Source organism: Sphingomonas aerolata, from assembly GCF_003046295.1.
Taxonomy (GTDB): Bacteria; Pseudomonadota; Alphaproteobacteria; order Sphingomonadales; family Sphingomonadaceae; genus Sphingomonas; species Sphingomonas aerolata.
In genome coordinates, this window is the sequence record NZ_PZZN01000002.1 from 376,500 (window position 1) to 390,320 (window position 13,821).

10 protein-coding genes are annotated in these 13,821 nt (G+C 68.6%); 1 reads left to right on the plus strand and 9 read right to left on the minus strand.

Annotated features, from left to right (window positions below; genetic code table 11):
* Positions 1-132: 132 nt before the first annotated feature.
* From C8J24_RS09100 to gloB, 9 genes are all read right to left on the minus strand, one after another.
* Positions 133-2,805 carry an EAL domain-containing protein gene (locus C8J24_RS09100; RefSeq protein ID WP_107931877.1) on the minus strand — a complete coding sequence of 891 codons (2,673 nt, stop codon included), beginning with the start codon at positions 2,803-2,805 and terminating at the stop codon, positions 133-135.
* Between the two features lie 76 nt (positions 2,806-2,881).
* Positions 2,882-3,880: an inorganic phosphate transporter gene (locus C8J24_RS09105; RefSeq protein ID WP_031394897.1), complete on the minus strand. Its 999-nt coding sequence runs from the start codon at positions 3,878-3,880 to the stop codon at positions 2,882-2,884.
* A gap of 162 nt (positions 3,881-4,042) precedes the next feature.
* Positions 4,043-5,161 carry a DUF47 family protein gene (locus C8J24_RS09110; RefSeq protein ID WP_107931879.1) on the minus strand — a complete coding sequence of 373 codons (1,119 nt, stop codon included), beginning with the start codon at positions 5,159-5,161 and terminating at the stop codon, positions 4,043-4,045.
* Between the two features lie 145 nt (positions 5,162-5,306).
* Positions 5,307-7,640, minus strand: coding sequence for a TonB-dependent receptor (locus tag C8J24_RS09115; protein WP_420894102.1), 2,334 nt, complete (start codon positions 7,638-7,640; stop codon positions 5,307-5,309).
* 148 nt (positions 7,641-7,788) lie between these two features.
* Positions 7,789-8,412: a glutathione S-transferase gene (locus C8J24_RS09120; RefSeq protein WP_107931884.1), complete on the minus strand. Its 624-nt coding sequence runs from the start codon at positions 8,410-8,412 to the stop codon at positions 7,789-7,791.
* Between the two features lie 365 nt (positions 8,413-8,777).
* A complete protein-coding gene (locus C8J24_RS09125; protein ID WP_107931886.1) occupies positions 8,778-10,955 on the minus strand; it encodes a TonB-dependent receptor domain-containing protein in 2,178 nt (725 codons plus the stop codon).
* A 135-nt stretch (positions 10,956-11,090) separates the two neighbouring features.
* Positions 11,091-11,453, minus strand: coding sequence for a hypothetical protein (locus C8J24_RS09130; protein ID WP_107931888.1), 363 nt, complete (start codon positions 11,451-11,453; stop codon positions 11,091-11,093).
* Between the two features lie 2 nt (positions 11,454-11,455).
* Positions 11,456-11,872 carry a hypothetical protein gene (locus C8J24_RS09135; RefSeq protein ID WP_052380848.1) on the minus strand — a complete coding sequence of 139 codons (417 nt, stop codon included), beginning with the start codon at positions 11,870-11,872 and terminating at the stop codon, positions 11,456-11,458.
* Between the two features lie 41 nt (positions 11,873-11,913).
* Positions 11,914-12,642, minus strand: coding sequence for a hydroxyacylglutathione hydrolase (gene gloB / locus C8J24_RS09140; RefSeq protein ID WP_107931890.1), 729 nt, complete (start codon positions 12,640-12,642; stop codon positions 11,914-11,916).
* A gap of 156 nt (positions 12,643-12,798) precedes the next feature.
* Between gloB and C8J24_RS09145 the strand changes: the two genes are divergently transcribed.
* The gene (locus C8J24_RS09145) at positions 12,799-13,815 is read left to right on the plus strand and encodes a fumarylacetoacetate hydrolase family protein (RefSeq protein WP_107931893.1); all 1,017 of its coding nucleotides are present in this window, start codon (positions 12,799-12,801) and stop codon (positions 13,813-13,815) included.
* The last annotated feature ends 6 nt before the right edge of the window (positions 13,816-13,821 follow it).

Consider the following 13,821-nt stretch of genomic DNA (forward strand, 5'->3'; position numbering starts at 1 on the left):
CTGCCTAGGGTGGATTGGGGTGGCCGGACGCGGCGGCGGCGGCGCGACGCGTGGATCTGCGCCGCGTTCGCGATACGCAAGCGGATTTCGCGCCTTTTGAAATATTTTCAAGCGAGCCGCGCGGGCCCGCGGTCAGCCCGCGCGGCGCATCCCGCGGACCAGCGGCGGGGGGCCGAGCCGTTCGATATCGACCGGATGGTCGAAGGCGAGCCCGGCGCGGCCGTCGCGCAGCCAGCGAATCTGCGCGCCGATCATCTGGCCGTCGACGAGCTCGATCGAGACGCCGGCGCCGGTCGGATCGCCGCGGACCATCAGCCCCTCGACCATCGCGCCGCTGGTCGAGATGTCGCGGACGCGGACATCGACGAGCGTATCCTCGACCAGCAGCCGCGCCGAGCGCAGCATCCGCACGCGCGGCGCACGGCTGGTCTTGAACCCGGCGGCGGTCGCCACCCCCGCGGCGGTGGAAAGCTGTTCCATCACCACCTCGTTGAGCACCGGGCGGCCATAGACATAGCCCTGGATATGGCTGCAGCCGAGATCGCGGACGAGCGCGATCTCGTCCTGCAGCTCGACGCCTTCCGCGGTCGTCTCCATGCCGAGCGTGTCGGCGAGCATGACGATCGCCTTGATGATCGCGGCGTTGCGGTTGCCGGGCTCGGCCGCGCCCTTCACGAACGACTGGTCGATCTTGATCTTGTCGAACGGCGCGGTGCGCAAATAGCCGAGCGACGAATAGCCGGTGCCGAAATCGTCGAGCGCGAGCCGGACGCCGATTCCCTTCAGCGCCTTGAACATCTGGTCCGAGGACGCGCTCTCGTCGAGGAAGACCCCCTCGGTGATCTCGAGCTCGAGCCGGTTGGCGGGCAGCCCGGACTGGGCGAGCGCGCTGGTGACGAGGGCTGGGAGCGCGGGGTTGGCGAACTGGATCGGCGAGACGTTGACCGCGACGCGGACGTCGGCGGGCCAGCGCGCGGCGGCGTTGCATGCGGTGCGCAGGACCCAGGTGCCGATCGCCTCGATCAGCCCGCATTCCTCCGCGATCGGGATGAAGTCGGCGGGCGACACGGGGCCGCGCGTCGGGTGGTTCCAGCGGATCAGCGCCTCATAGCCGACGATCCGCGTCGATTTCGTGCTGACGACGGGCTGGTAGCAGAGGTGGAACGCGCCTTCGGTGACCGCGATGCGCAGATCGTCCTCGAGCTGCTTGCGCGACTTCGCCCCCGCCAGCATGTCGTCCGAATAGAAGCGGTGGACGCCGCGGCCATCGGCCTTGGCCGCATAGAGCGCGAGATCGGCGTTGCGGATCAGCGTCTCCGAATCCTTGCCGTGCTGCGGCGTGATCGCGATGCCGATCGAACAGCCGATCGAGACCGACGCGCCGCTGATGAAATAGGGTTGCGACAGCGCGAGGATGAGCTCGCGCGACAGGGTGCTGAGCGTGTCGCGGTTGTCGACGCCGGGGAGCACGACCTGGAACTCGTCGCCGCCGAGCCGGCCGACCAGCCCCGCGTCACCGACCACGCGCGTGAGCCGCTGTGCGACCTGTTTGAGCAGCAGGTCGCCTGCCTGATGGCCGAGCGTGTCGTTGACCGCCTTGAATCGGTCGAGATCCATCAGGAACAAGGCGGTCGGGCGGTAGGGCCCGGCCTGCTGCGCGAGCGTCTTGTCGAGCGACAGCCGCATCCGCTGGCGGTTGGCGAGCCCGGTCAGCCCGTCGAACAGCGCGAGGCGGTTGATCTCGGCATCGGCCTTGCGCTTTTCGGTGAGGTCGAAGCCGGTGCCGATAAAGCCCTGGAACCGGCCGATCTCGTCGATCACCGGTCGGCCCGACATCGACCACCAGCGCTCGGGCGCGGGGTCGGCGGCGGCGCAGACCGAATAGTCGGAGAAGGAGGTGCGCGATGACAGGTGGAAGGCGAGCGTGCGTTCGGTGCCGGGTGCCTCGCTGTCCATGCGGAACAGGTCGGTGAGGATGCAGCCGACCAGCCCGGACGATGGGTCGCACCCCTCCTCCGGATCCGACGGCGGCGGGAGCGCGTGCGCCATCTTGGGCGAGATATAGGTGATGCGGCCGCGCCGATCGGCTTCCCAGAACCAGCCGGGGCCGTAATTCTCGAACTCTGCCATCAGCTTCATCGCGAGCCGGCCCTCGCTCGACTGGTCCGCATGATCGAGCGCGAGCGCATAGTCGATCCGCGCCATCCGGTAGGCGACCGCGGCAAACCCGGCAAAGGCGGCGATCGCGACGACCGGCGCGATCCCCACGCCCGACAGCAAGGTCAGCATCAGCGCCAGGCCAATGCCGAACCCCAGGGTCGCGGCGCGCACGGCGTAGAGGGTGATCGCGGTCACGCTGATCGCACCGACGATCGCGACCAGCCCGGCGAGCTCGATCGGCCCGCCCGGCAGCTCGACGGTGACCCAGAGCAAGGACAGGAGCGCGGCGGACAGCCCTGCGGCGCAGGTCGCGAGCACGGCGTTGCGGCGATGGATCGGCCATTCGCGCAGCGTCCTGCTGCGCACCGTCGCGAAGGCCGCGCCGGACAGCAGGGCGATCACCCCCGCATGCACCGCCACCGCCGCGATCAGCGCCGGCCGTGCCGCCAGCGAGACGCCGAAGACGATCGCCGCGGCGACCAGATGCGCGATCAGCGCGACCGGCCAGACCGCGCCGACCTTGGCGAGGCGGACATGCTGCGCGGCGCTCCACGCATCCTCGTCGCTTTCGACGAGCCCGAACAGGATGAGGCTCGTGGCGTCGGGATGATCGCGGAGGGGAATGGCGGGAGAGCGCGAGAACATCCCGCAAGCGTACCGCATCAGCGGTTGCGCAATTGCCCTCCGATCATGCTTAACAGACCGTAAGCGTCTGCATTTATCAGATAAACAGCCCGGTCAGCCAATAGGTCGCCGCACCGATCGCGGCGGCGGCGGGCAGCGTCACCGTCCAGGCGATGATGATGTTGCTGGCGACGTTCCAGCGTACCGCGGACAGGCGGCGCGCGGCGCCGACGCCGACGATCGCGCCGGTGATCGTGTGCGTCGACGAGACCGGCACGCCCCAGAAGGTCGCCGCGAACAGCGTGATCGCGCCGCCGGTCTCCGCGCAGAAGCCCTGTGCGGGCGTCAGCCGGGTGATCTTCGACCCCATGGTGTGGACGATCCGCCAGCCGCCCGACAGCGTGCCGAGCGCCATCGCCGCCTGGCAGGACAGCACGACCCAGAAGGGCACGTGGAACTCGCCGCCGAGCAGCCCCTGCGAATAGAGCAGCACCGCGATGATCCCCATCGTCTTCTGCGCGTCGTTGCCGCCGTGGCCGAGCGAATAGAGCGCGGCGGAGATCAGCTGGAGCTTGCGGAAGCGCTTGTCGACGCCGAGCGGGGTGAGCTTGAGGCTGGTCCAGGCGACGAGCAGGACGAGCAGCAGCGCGAGCAGCAGGCCGACCGCGGGCGAGACGAAGATCGCGCTGACGGTCTTGATCACGCCGCTCCAGACGATCGCGCCGAAGCCGATCTTGGCGACGCCCGCGCCGAGCAGACCGCCGATCAGCGCATGGCTGCTGCTCGATGGGATGCCGAGTACCCAGGTGATGACGTTCCACGCGATCGCGCCGATCAGCGCGGCGAAGATCACCTGTGCGTCGATCACCTGCGCATGGACGATGCCGGTGCCGACGGTCTGCGCGACGTGGAGGCCGAAGACGGCAAAGGCGATGAAGTTGAAGAACGCCGCCCAGAGCACGGCATATTGCGGTTTCAGCACGCGCGTCGAGACGACCGTCGCGATCGAGTTCGCGGCGTCGTGCAGGCCGTTGAGGAAATCGAACAGCAGCGCGATGCCGATCAGGCCGATGAGGACGGGGAGCGAGAGGATCATGCGGCTGCCTCGAACGCGGTGTTACCACCCCGGCGGAGGCCGGGGCCCAGCTGGAGAGGTCGCGGTAACGGTGCGCTGCCCTCGGCCATGGCCGTCCCCCAACTGGGCCCCGGCGTTCGCCGGGGGGGTGTCACGGGGGAGGCTTCGGGCCGAAACGACACGTCACGCATGGTCGATGACGAGTCCCTGGATCTCGTTGGCGACGTCTTCGAAGCGGTCGACGATCTTTTCGAGGCTCGAATAGATTTCGCGGCCGATGATGAAGGCCATCGGGTCGGCATGGCTCTTCGACGCGGCGAACAGCGCGCGCAGGCCGGTGTCGTGGATGTCGTCGGCGTGACCCTCGATCTGGATCAGCCGGGCGGTCAGGTCGTGGAGGCGGCCGGCGTTGCTGCCGAGCGAGCGGAGCAGCGGGATCGCCTCGGCGGTGATTCGCGCGGCCTCGACGATGATGCCCGCCATGTCGCGCATCTCGGGCGCGAAGTCGGTCACTTCGTAGAGCGCGATCGCGTTGGCGGTGCCGTTCATCTGGTCGATCGCATCGTCCATCACGCCGATCAGGTCGGTGATCGCGCTGCGGTCGAACGGTGTCACGAACACGCGGCGGACGTCCTGCAGGACCTCGCGCGTGATGTCGTCGGCCTCGTGTTCGCGGCGCACGATCTCGGCGATCTGGCTTTCGATCGAGCCTTCGCCGTGGAGCAGCCGGGCGAGCGCGTCGGCGCCCGCGACGAGCGTCGCGGCATGCGCGTCGAACAGCTCGAAGAACCGCCCCTGCTTGGGCATGAGTGCCTGGAACCAGCCCAGCATCGGAAAACGCCTCCTCATTCGTGACCGCAGCACAGGCAGCACGCGTTGTTCGAACGCCACCGGGATCGGTGGCTTTCGGAATCCTCGGATCAGAGCCTTGAGTTCGGGCTCGTCGACCGCGGCGGCGGCCTTATCAGGCGGAAACCACCGTGTCTCGCGCTGATCCCGCTCCGGCCAGTCCGCGACCTGTTCGACGACCTGCATCGGATAGACGCTGACGATCATCGGCCGGAGACGCCCGCTGCGGCGCCGCTTGTCGTAGCAGAAATCGCCGACCGCGCTGGGGCAGGGGATGCCGCGAATCCCGGCTTCCTCGAACGCCTCCTGCGCGGCGGCCTCGTGCGAGGCGAGGCCGGCAATCGGATTGCCCTTGGGAATCACCCAGCGGCGCGTCTCGCGCGAGGTGATGAGCAGGATCTCGGCGGATCCGTCGGCGGTGATCCGGTAGGGCAGGGCAGCGATCTGACGGATCGGTCGGGTCCTCGGGCAAGGTCAAACCCGATGTGTGACACGCACCGCGCGCGAGCGCCAGACGCTCCGCAACGGTGGCGTGGCGGATGAACCGCCACGATCCGCAAGGGGATGGCGTGGCGGGGTTACCGCCACGCCGGCCGTATCAGCGGAACTTGCCGCTGAGCGAGACGCCGATGATCCGCGGTTCGTTGAACACCGCGGCCATGTAGTTCTCGATCACGCCCTTCAGGTTCTTCTCGCCGGTGATGTTGCGCGCGAACACCGCGAGTTCATAGGCATCGTCGGGCGCGGCATAGCCGATCTTCAGGCCGCCTTCGAAGTTGCCGTTCGCGGTGAACTCCTTGGTCTTGTAGAGCACGAACTGCGTATAGCCCTGGATGTTGAAGTCGCCCGCGATGAACGCGCGACCGCCATTGCCGAGCGGCTGGTCGTAGCGTGCGGTCAGGTCGACATTATACTCAGGGGCATTGGGCAGGGGCTCGCCGTCGATCTTGACGAGGAAGGTCGTGCCGAACGCGCCGGGGACGGGGCGGACCGCCGCGGACGGCGTGCAGACGACCGCGTTGTTGAGCGCGCAGATCTGCACCTCGGTCGTCGTGTCGCGAATCGCGCTGTGCAGCAGGCTGAGCCCGGCGCCGAGCGTGAGGTTGGGAACGGGCTTCCAGTTCGCCTCGGCCTCCATGCCATAGGCCTCGGCCTTGTTGCCGTTGAACAGGATGCCGTTGCCGTTGAGATCGTTGCCGTTGAGCTGGATGTCGTTGACGCGGTAGCCGAACACGGTCGCGTTGAGGCTGAGCGTGTTGTCGAGCAGGCGGGTCTTGATGCCCGTCTCCCACGACAGGATCGTCTCCGAGTTGGCGGTCGAGAAGTCCGAGTTGAACACTGCCGAGCGGCCCTGGATCGTCGGTCCGCGGAAGCCCTGCGCGATCCGCGAGTAGAGGCTGATGTCGGGGCTCGCCTGGTAGAGGAGGCTCGCGTCCCAGCTCGGCTTGGTCGCCTTCAGCGTGACGTCGGTGCGGAAGTTGGCCGGATACTGGCTGATGCCGGCGACGTTCTGGACGGGCTTGAGCAGCTGCGTGCGCTTCTTGTCCTCGGTGATGCGGCCGCCGGCGGTGAGCGTCAGCCGGTCCATCAGCTCGTAGCTGACCTGGCCGAAGCCGGCCCAGGAGGTGTTGACGTCGTGGAGGCGGACCCAGTTGTTCGGATTGCGCTGTGCGGTCGTCAGGAAGAAGGTCCGCTGGTAGAAATCGGTGATGTCGCGCGTGTCGAAATACAGGCCGCCGACCTGCCAGTTGAAGCGGCCGCCCTGCGTGCCCGACAGACGCAGCTCCTGCGACCACTGGTCGAGATCGCGGATCTGGCCCTGCGACTGGCCGAAGCCGTTCGCCGTGCCGCGCACGGGGAAGTTCGCGCCCGCGCCGCCATCGGTGTCGCCGCGGCTGAAGCCCGAGGTCGTCTCGTAGGCGGTGATCGAGGTCAGCGCGGCAGGACCGAAGTCGTAGGTCGCGCGGACCGAGCCGCCATAGGTGGTGTAGCTCTGCGGATTGTCATTGCCTTCGTCGAGCGCGACGATGTTGCGCGGTTCGGCCTGGACGTCGTTCGAGCCCTTCTTCAGCGCGGCGCGGTGGAACAGCGTCGAGGTGCCGTCATACCAGCGCGCATGGCCCGACAGGTCGAGCGAGAAGGCGTTGCCCGGGGTCAGCGCGAGCTGGACGCGGACGTTGCGGTCGTCGAAGCCGCCCATCGCGTTCTTGCGCGGGGTGGCGGTGCTGTCCTGCGTGACGCCGGCATAGACGTTGTCGACATAGTTTTCGCGGTGCTGGAGCAGCGTCGAGACGCGGATCGACAACAGGTCCTTGATCAGCGGTCCGCCGACGCCCGCGTCGACGCTGACGCTGCCATAGGTGCCGACCGAGGCCGAGGCGCGGCTGTCGAAATCGTTGGTCGGCTTGATCGTGTCGAACTTGATGATGCCCGCGGTCGTGTTGCGGCCGAACAGCGAGCCCTGCGGGCCGCGCAGCACCTCGACCTGGCGGACGTCATAGACCGGGTTCGACTTCAGCACGACATGCTCGAGGATCACGTCGTCCTGGATGATCGTGACCGGCTGCGACGCGCCGAGGTAGAAATCGATGTTGCCGAGACCGCGGATGTAGAAGCGCGGGAAGATGCGGCCGGTGGTCGTCTCGACATAGAGGCCGGGGACGCGGCCCGACAGCGACAGCAGCGTGTCGTCGCCACCCGCCTGGAACGCACGCAACGCATCGCCCGAGGCGACGCCGACCGACAGCGGCACGCGCTGGAGATTCTCCGAGCGGCGTTCGGCGGTGACGACGATCTCGCCCAGGCCGTCTTCAGCGGGGGCGGCGGCAGGGGCAGTGGTCGTGTCCTGGGCGGCGGCGGGCAGTGCGGCGAGCAGCAATGTCGCGGGTGCGATGCCGCGCAGGAGCGACGTGGTCAGACGGGTGCGTGTCACGGTGATATTCCCTGGATGATCTTCTTGGTTCTACCGAAGGGACACCCGACGAGCCGCGCGCGCCGATCGCGGCCACCCCCGTGGACCGTGATCGCCGTCGCGCGGCTCATGCTGTCGCAATGCCCCCCGGCGACGCGCTAGCCGCGGATCATGTTGGAAAAATGACAGTCGGCGCGCCCGGCTGCCACGGCGCGAATTTGGGCATGACGGCGGCGAAGAGCGGCGAGGCGAGATAGCGGCCCAGCCAGTCGTGGAGCGCGGGGAGGGGGAGCGTGTCGAACCAGGCGCGGTCGGTCTGCGCGAATTGCCGCACGAAGGGGAGGATCGCCATATCGGTCAGCGTGACGCGGGGGCTGGCGAGGTGGCCGGTGGCTGCCAGCCGCGTGTCGAGATCGGCGAGGATCGCGGTGGCGGCGGCGCGGTGCTCGATCGGGTCGGTTGCGTGGCGATCGGCATATTTGTAGCGGTCGAGATGATGCTTGAACGCGCCGTCGTTGGTCGCGATCAGATCGGTGTCCTCTCCGGCGAGCCAGTCGAGCGGATCGGCTGTGGCGAGCGCCCAGTGCATGATGGCGAGGCTCTGGTCGATGACGCGGCCGTCGGGGAGGACGAGGACGGGGACGGTGCCCTTTGGGGAGGCGGCGAGCAGCGCGGCGGGCTTGTCGCGTAAGACGATTTCGCGGAGTTCGACCGGGATGCCGCTGGCGACGACCGCGCTGCGGGCGCGGATTGCGTAGGGGCAGCGGCGGAAGCTGTAGAGGATGGGGAGCATGGGTTGGGTATAGGGGGCGGGGGGCGGCGCGTCTTGGGGGCTGGTTCGCGCGCCGTCGCTCGCGAGGGTTTCTGCGGGCACCTCGCGCTCGCCCCACCCCGGCGGAGGCCGGGGCCCAGTTGGGAAGGCGGTCGTGACGGCGGGCTGGGGCTGATTACTCAGGTCCTCCCAACTGGGCCCCGGCCTTCGCCGGGGTGGGTTGGGGGGTGGGTGCGCCTCTGCCTACCACCCCGGCGGAGGCCGGGGTCCAGTTGGGTAGGCTTTCGTGATGGCGGGCGGCGCGGGGTTACTTTGGTCCCTCCAACTGGGCCCCGGCCTTCGCCGGGGTGGTGCTCCTTTTCTGGGCGTGGGGAGCGGCCCCCCCGCTACAGGCCGAAGCGGAGCGTCGCGCGGATGTCGCGGCCGGCTAGGGGGGCGAAGTCCTTGAGGAAGCTGGCGTGGCGGCGGGCTTCGACGTCGAACAGGTTGTTCGCGCTGAGCAGGATCGAGGTCTTGCTGTCCTTGCCGAACGGGTTGAAGCCCAGGGTCGCGTTGACCATCGTATAGCCGTTGGTGGTCGTCTCGAATGCGGCGATGCGGTCCTGGTCGAAGACGTGCTCGACCTCGAGCCGGCCGTTGACGCGGTCGCCCTGCGCCTCGATCCCGCCGAGCACGCGCATCGGCGGGATGCGGGGGACGGGGCCGTTGTCGACGATCGTCGCGCGGACATAGTCGCCGAGCAGGTCGGCGTTCAGCACATAGCCGCCGATCTGCGCGAGCCGGACCGAGGCATTGGCCTCGAACCCGTAATAGCGTGCATCGGCCTGCTGATACTGGAAGCAGGGCAGGTCGACCTCGCGCCCCGACGGATCGGCGGCGGTCTGGCAGACGCTCTGCGCGACCTGGTTCTCCGAGATATAATTGGAGAAGTCGTTGTAATAGGCCGACGCGTCGAAGCTGAAGCCGTCGCCATGCGCGTGGAGCGTGCCCTCGATGCCCCAGCTCTTCTCGAGTTTGAAATCGGGGCTGCCGAATTCATAGGCCTGGGTGCCGGCATGGCCGCCGTTCGCGAACAGCTCCTCGGCGGACGGCGCGCGCTCGGTGTGCGAGAGGTTGATGCCCAAGCGGACCGCGTCGGTCACGCCGTAGGAGGCGCCGAGCGAGCCCGAGACCGCGTCGAAGCTGCGGCTGCCGCGGAAGAAGCGGAGGTCGTCGAGCGGCGTCTTGGCGGAGAGCGACGTCGTCTCGTAGCGCAGCCCGCCCTCGGCCCGGAACGCGCCGGCGCTGTATTGCTGGAGCGTGAAGAGGCCGGTCTGGTTGGTCTCGTTGCGCGGCAGGAAGGCTTCGTCGCCGTTCACGTCGAACAGGCGGTTGAAATATTGCACGCCCGATGCGCCCTGCCAGCCGCCGCGATTGGCCTGAACGAGCTCGATCCGGCCTTCGGTGCCGTTGTTGAAGAAGGCGGTGCCGACGCCGCCATCGGGTTCGAGCTCGAAATGGCGATAGGTCGCATGGCCCGCGCGGACGCGGATCTTGTCGAGGAAGCCGCCGCCAGTGTTGATCTCACCGCGCAGGTCGAACCGGTTCTGGACGACGTCGAGGCGGGGGGCCTCCTGCTCCTGGCCGACTGCGGTCGCGTAGCGGATCGGCACGCCGTAGAGGCTGTCATAATGGCTGTACGACACGCCGAGATTGCCGCCATCGGTGATGATCGCGGCACCGACACCCGCGGTCCAGGTCTCGGACTGGGTGTTGGGCAGCTTGCCGCGGAGCGCGGCGGAGCCGGCGAAGTCGATCGGCTCGTCGGTGTCCTGCGGCAGGCCGACCTGGCTGAGCGCGGCGGCGCGCGCCTGCGACGACAGGATGTTGCCGCCGGTGCGCAGATTGCCCGACTTCAGATAGGAGCCGTCGGCGTGGAGGACGAGGTGCTGGCCGACCGCGACGTCACCGGCGGCGCCGCCCGAGCGCTCGTTCGCGGCCGAGCCGTAGGTGGCGATGCCGTTCACGCGGTAGCCGTTTTCGGGAACGGTGCGCGGGATGCGCGTGTCGATGACGTTGACGACGCCGCCGACCGCGGACGAGCCGAACAGCAGCGCGGAGGGGCCGCGCAGCACCTCGATCCGCTCGGCGAGCAGCGGGTCGATGATGACCGCATGATCGACCGAGGTGTTCGAGACGTCGATCGAGCCGATCCCGTCGGTCAGCACGCGGATACGCTCGCCCTGGAAGCCGCGCAGGATCGGGCGTGAGGCGCTGGGGCCGAACGAGGTGGCGGACACGCCGGGCTGGCGCGCGAGCGTCTCGCCGATGGTCGGGCGAAGGTTGCGGGTGAGCTCGGCGCCCGAGAGGATCGAGGTGCCCTGGAGGACGTCGGTCTCGCTCTGGCGGACGGGGGCGGTGACGAGGATCTCGGCGGCCGCGCGCGGGGCGGGGGTGCGGGTCGGGGCTGGGGTCGCGGCAGGCGTATCGGCCGGTGCGCCGGTCGGCGGCGTGTCCGTCTGGGCGGTCGCGGCGGTCGCGGCGAAGACCGCCAGCGCGCTGATCCCGATGAAAGTCTTACGCATAGAAACGCTCCTTGAACCCCGGAGCTGCCGCCTAGCGCGAATGATGTATCATATCAAAGCAGATGTTCGCAGTTGCGGAAAATTGGGCGGCGGGTTGTTGCCATGATGCAACATATCATCCGGGACGGCCGGGCGTCAGGGTTTGTCGTAAGGGGTGAAGTCGGTGAAGCGGCAGGAGGGGGAGGGGATCGACAGGCCGGGTTCGATCAGCCGGAACCGGTCGTTGCGGCAGAGCTGGCCGCCATAGATGTCGACGATGATCGTCGACAGCGGGCGCAATTGCGGACAGGGGCCGACCGGGCCGGTGCGCCAGACGCGCTTGCCCGACTGGCGATAGAGGATGGTGGTCGCGTCGAGGATCGTCGGGCCCTGTACGAGGCCGATGCCGATGCAGCGGACCGGCGTGCCGGCGATGCGCCCCGCGAGCGGATCGTCGCGGCCGGCGACGAGCGTCAGCGCGAGCGCGGCGAGGGCAGCGAAGCGGCCGAGACGCGGCATCCTCACCGAACCTTCCGATAGGGGACGAACTCGCCGAAGCTGCAGCTGCCGCTGGGGAAGCGGCTCGCGCGGTCGATCGTGTTGGCGATGTCGCCGCGGCAGAGCTGCCCCGAGGGCGTCCGCGTGATCAGGATGTTGCGGTCGAGATCGCCGCACCCGCCATTGGTCTCGGTCCGGTAGATCGTGCCGTTGTTGACGCGGTAGAGGAAGGTCGAGCCGTAGCTGGTCACCTGTTTCTGGCCGAGGGCGTTGAGGCACAGGGTCGGCTCGCCGGGGGTCAGCCCCTTGAGCGCGGTCGCGAGCTTTCGCTGCGTTTCGGTTTCGCGCTGCGCGATCTGCGCCTGTTCGCGCGGGGTCGCCGTACAGGCGGTGGCGGCGATCGTCAGGCAGAGCAGCGATAAGCGTGTCATGATGCGCATGCGGTTTCCTTTGCGCCCCCGAGGGGCCCGGCATAGCCTATTCAGCCCTTGAACGCATCCTTTGCCGCGCGGCGTTCGCCGAGCTCGGCGGCCGAGGTCGCGCGGAGGAACGGATTGGTCGCGCGTTCGAGCCCGATCGTCGTCGGCACGGTCGCCTCGCCGCGCGCGCGGGCCGCGTCGACGTCGGCCATCCGGTCGCGGATCGCGGCGTTGTCGGGCTCGGCGACCAGTGCGTAGCGGCCGTTCGACTGGGTATATTCATGCCCGCAATAGACGCGCGTCTCGTCGGGAAGTGCTGCGTAACGCTGCATGTTGGCGAACATGTCGGCAGGCGTGCCCTCGAACAGCCGGCCGCAACCCATCGCGAACAGCGTGTCGCCGGTGAAGATCACCGCGTCGTCGGCGAAGTGGAAGGCGATATGGCCCTGGGTATGCCCGGGCACGGTCATCACCTGCGCGGCGTGCGCGCCGAGCGTGACGACGTCGCCTTCGGTCACGGTGCGGTCGAGCGTCGGGATCTTCGCGGCCTCGGCGGCGGGGCCGGTGACGGTCGCGCCCTGAGCGCGGATCGCGGCGTTGCCGCCGGTGTGATCGGGATGCCAGTGCGTCGTCCAGACCTGATCGATGCGCCAGCCGCGCGCGGTCGCCGCGGCGATCACCGGATCCGCCTCGCCCGGGTCGAGCGCGACCGTCGTGCCGCTGTCGGGATCGTGGATCAGCCAGGCGTAATTGTCGCTGAGGACGGGCACGCGGACGATATCGAGGGGCATGGCAGGCTTTCGAAGGCGGTGGCCAGGTGTGGCGCCGGGGTCGGGGGGATGCAAGGATAACGCATGAGCGGGCGGTCGGGATGCGCGTGCGACCGCCGGTCTCGACTTCCGGCGGCGGGCGGGCGTAGGGTGGTGAAAACATTGAGAGGATCCGCAATGAAACTGGCCAGCCTGAAGGACGCAGATCCAGCCCGGGGCCGTGACGGCCGGCTCGTCGTCGTGTCGAACGACCTCGCCTGGTATGCCGATGCGACGCATATCGCGCCGACGCTGCAGGCCGCGCTCGACGACTGGGACCGGCTTGCGCCGATGCTCGAGAATCTGTCGACCGATCTCGAGCACGAGATGATCCCGATGCGGCGGTTCCACGAGCATGACGCGGCGTCGCCGTTGCCGCGCGCCTATCAGTGGGCGGATGGCTCGGCCTATGTGAACCATGTCGCGCTCGTCCGGCAGGCGCGCGCCGCCGAGATGCCCGACAGCTTCTGGCACGATCCGCTGATGTATCAGGGCGGGTCGGACGGGTTTCTCGGGCCGCGCGACCCGATCCCGCTTTCCGACGAGAGCTGGGGCTGCGACATGGAGGGCGAGGTCGTCGTCGTCACCGGCGACGTGGCGATGGGCGCGAGCCGCGACGAGGCGCTGGCGGCGGTGCGGCTGGTCGGGCTGACCAACGACGTGTCGCTGCGCAACCTGATCCCGGCCGAGCTGGGCAAGGGATTCGGCTTCTTCCAATCCAAGCCCGCCAGTGCGTTTTCGCCGGTGTTCGTGACGCCCGAATCGCTCGGCGACTGGTGGCAGGACGGCAAGCTGCACCGCAAGCTGATGGTCGACCTGAACGGCCAGCCCTTTGGCCGCGCCGAGGCGGGCGAGGACATGACGTTCGATTTCGGCACGCTGATCGCGCATGCCGCCAAGACGCGCAAGCTGGGCGCGGGGACGATCGTCGGATCGGGCACGGTGTCGAACCGCGGCGCGGATGGCGGACCGGGCAAGCCGATCGCAGAGGGCGGGGTCGGCTATTCCTGCCTCGCCGAAGTCCGCACGATCGAGACGATCGCGGGCGGCGCGGCGGTGACCCCGTTCCTGAAAAAGGGCGACACGGTGCGGATCTGGGCGGAGGACGACCGGCATCGCCCGATCTTCGGGGTGATCGAGCAGACGGTGGAGTAGCGGGTA

Coding starts and splice junctions, on each gene's coding strand:
- C8J24_RS09105 (WP_031394897.1), bottom strand. CDS start 3,880: ATGATCCTCTCGCTCCCCGTCCTCATCGGCCTGATCGGCATCGCGCTG.
- C8J24_RS09125 (WP_107931886.1), bottom strand. CDS start 10,955: ATGCGTAAGACTTTCATCGGGATCAGCGCGCTGGCGGTCTTCGCCGCG.
- gloB (WP_107931890.1), bottom strand. CDS start 12,642: ATGCCCCTCGATATCGTCCGCGTGCCCGTCCTCAGCGACAATTACGCC.
- C8J24_RS09130 (WP_107931888.1), bottom strand. CDS start 11,453: ATGCCGCGTCTCGGCCGCTTCGCTGCCCTCGCCGCGCTCGCGCTGACG.
- C8J24_RS09120 (WP_107931884.1), bottom strand. CDS start 8,412: ATGCTCCCCATCCTCTACAGCTTCCGCCGCTGCCCCTACGCAATCCGC.
- C8J24_RS09100 (WP_107931877.1), bottom strand. CDS start 2,805: ATGTTCTCGCGCTCTCCCGCCATTCCCCTCCGCGATCATCCCGACGCC.
- C8J24_RS09135 (WP_052380848.1), bottom strand. CDS start 11,872: ATGCGCATCATGACACGCTTATCGCTGCTCTGCCTGACGATCGCCGCC.
- C8J24_RS09145 (WP_107931893.1), top strand. CDS start 12,799: ATGAAACTGGCCAGCCTGAAGGACGCAGATCCAGCCCGGGGCCGTGAC.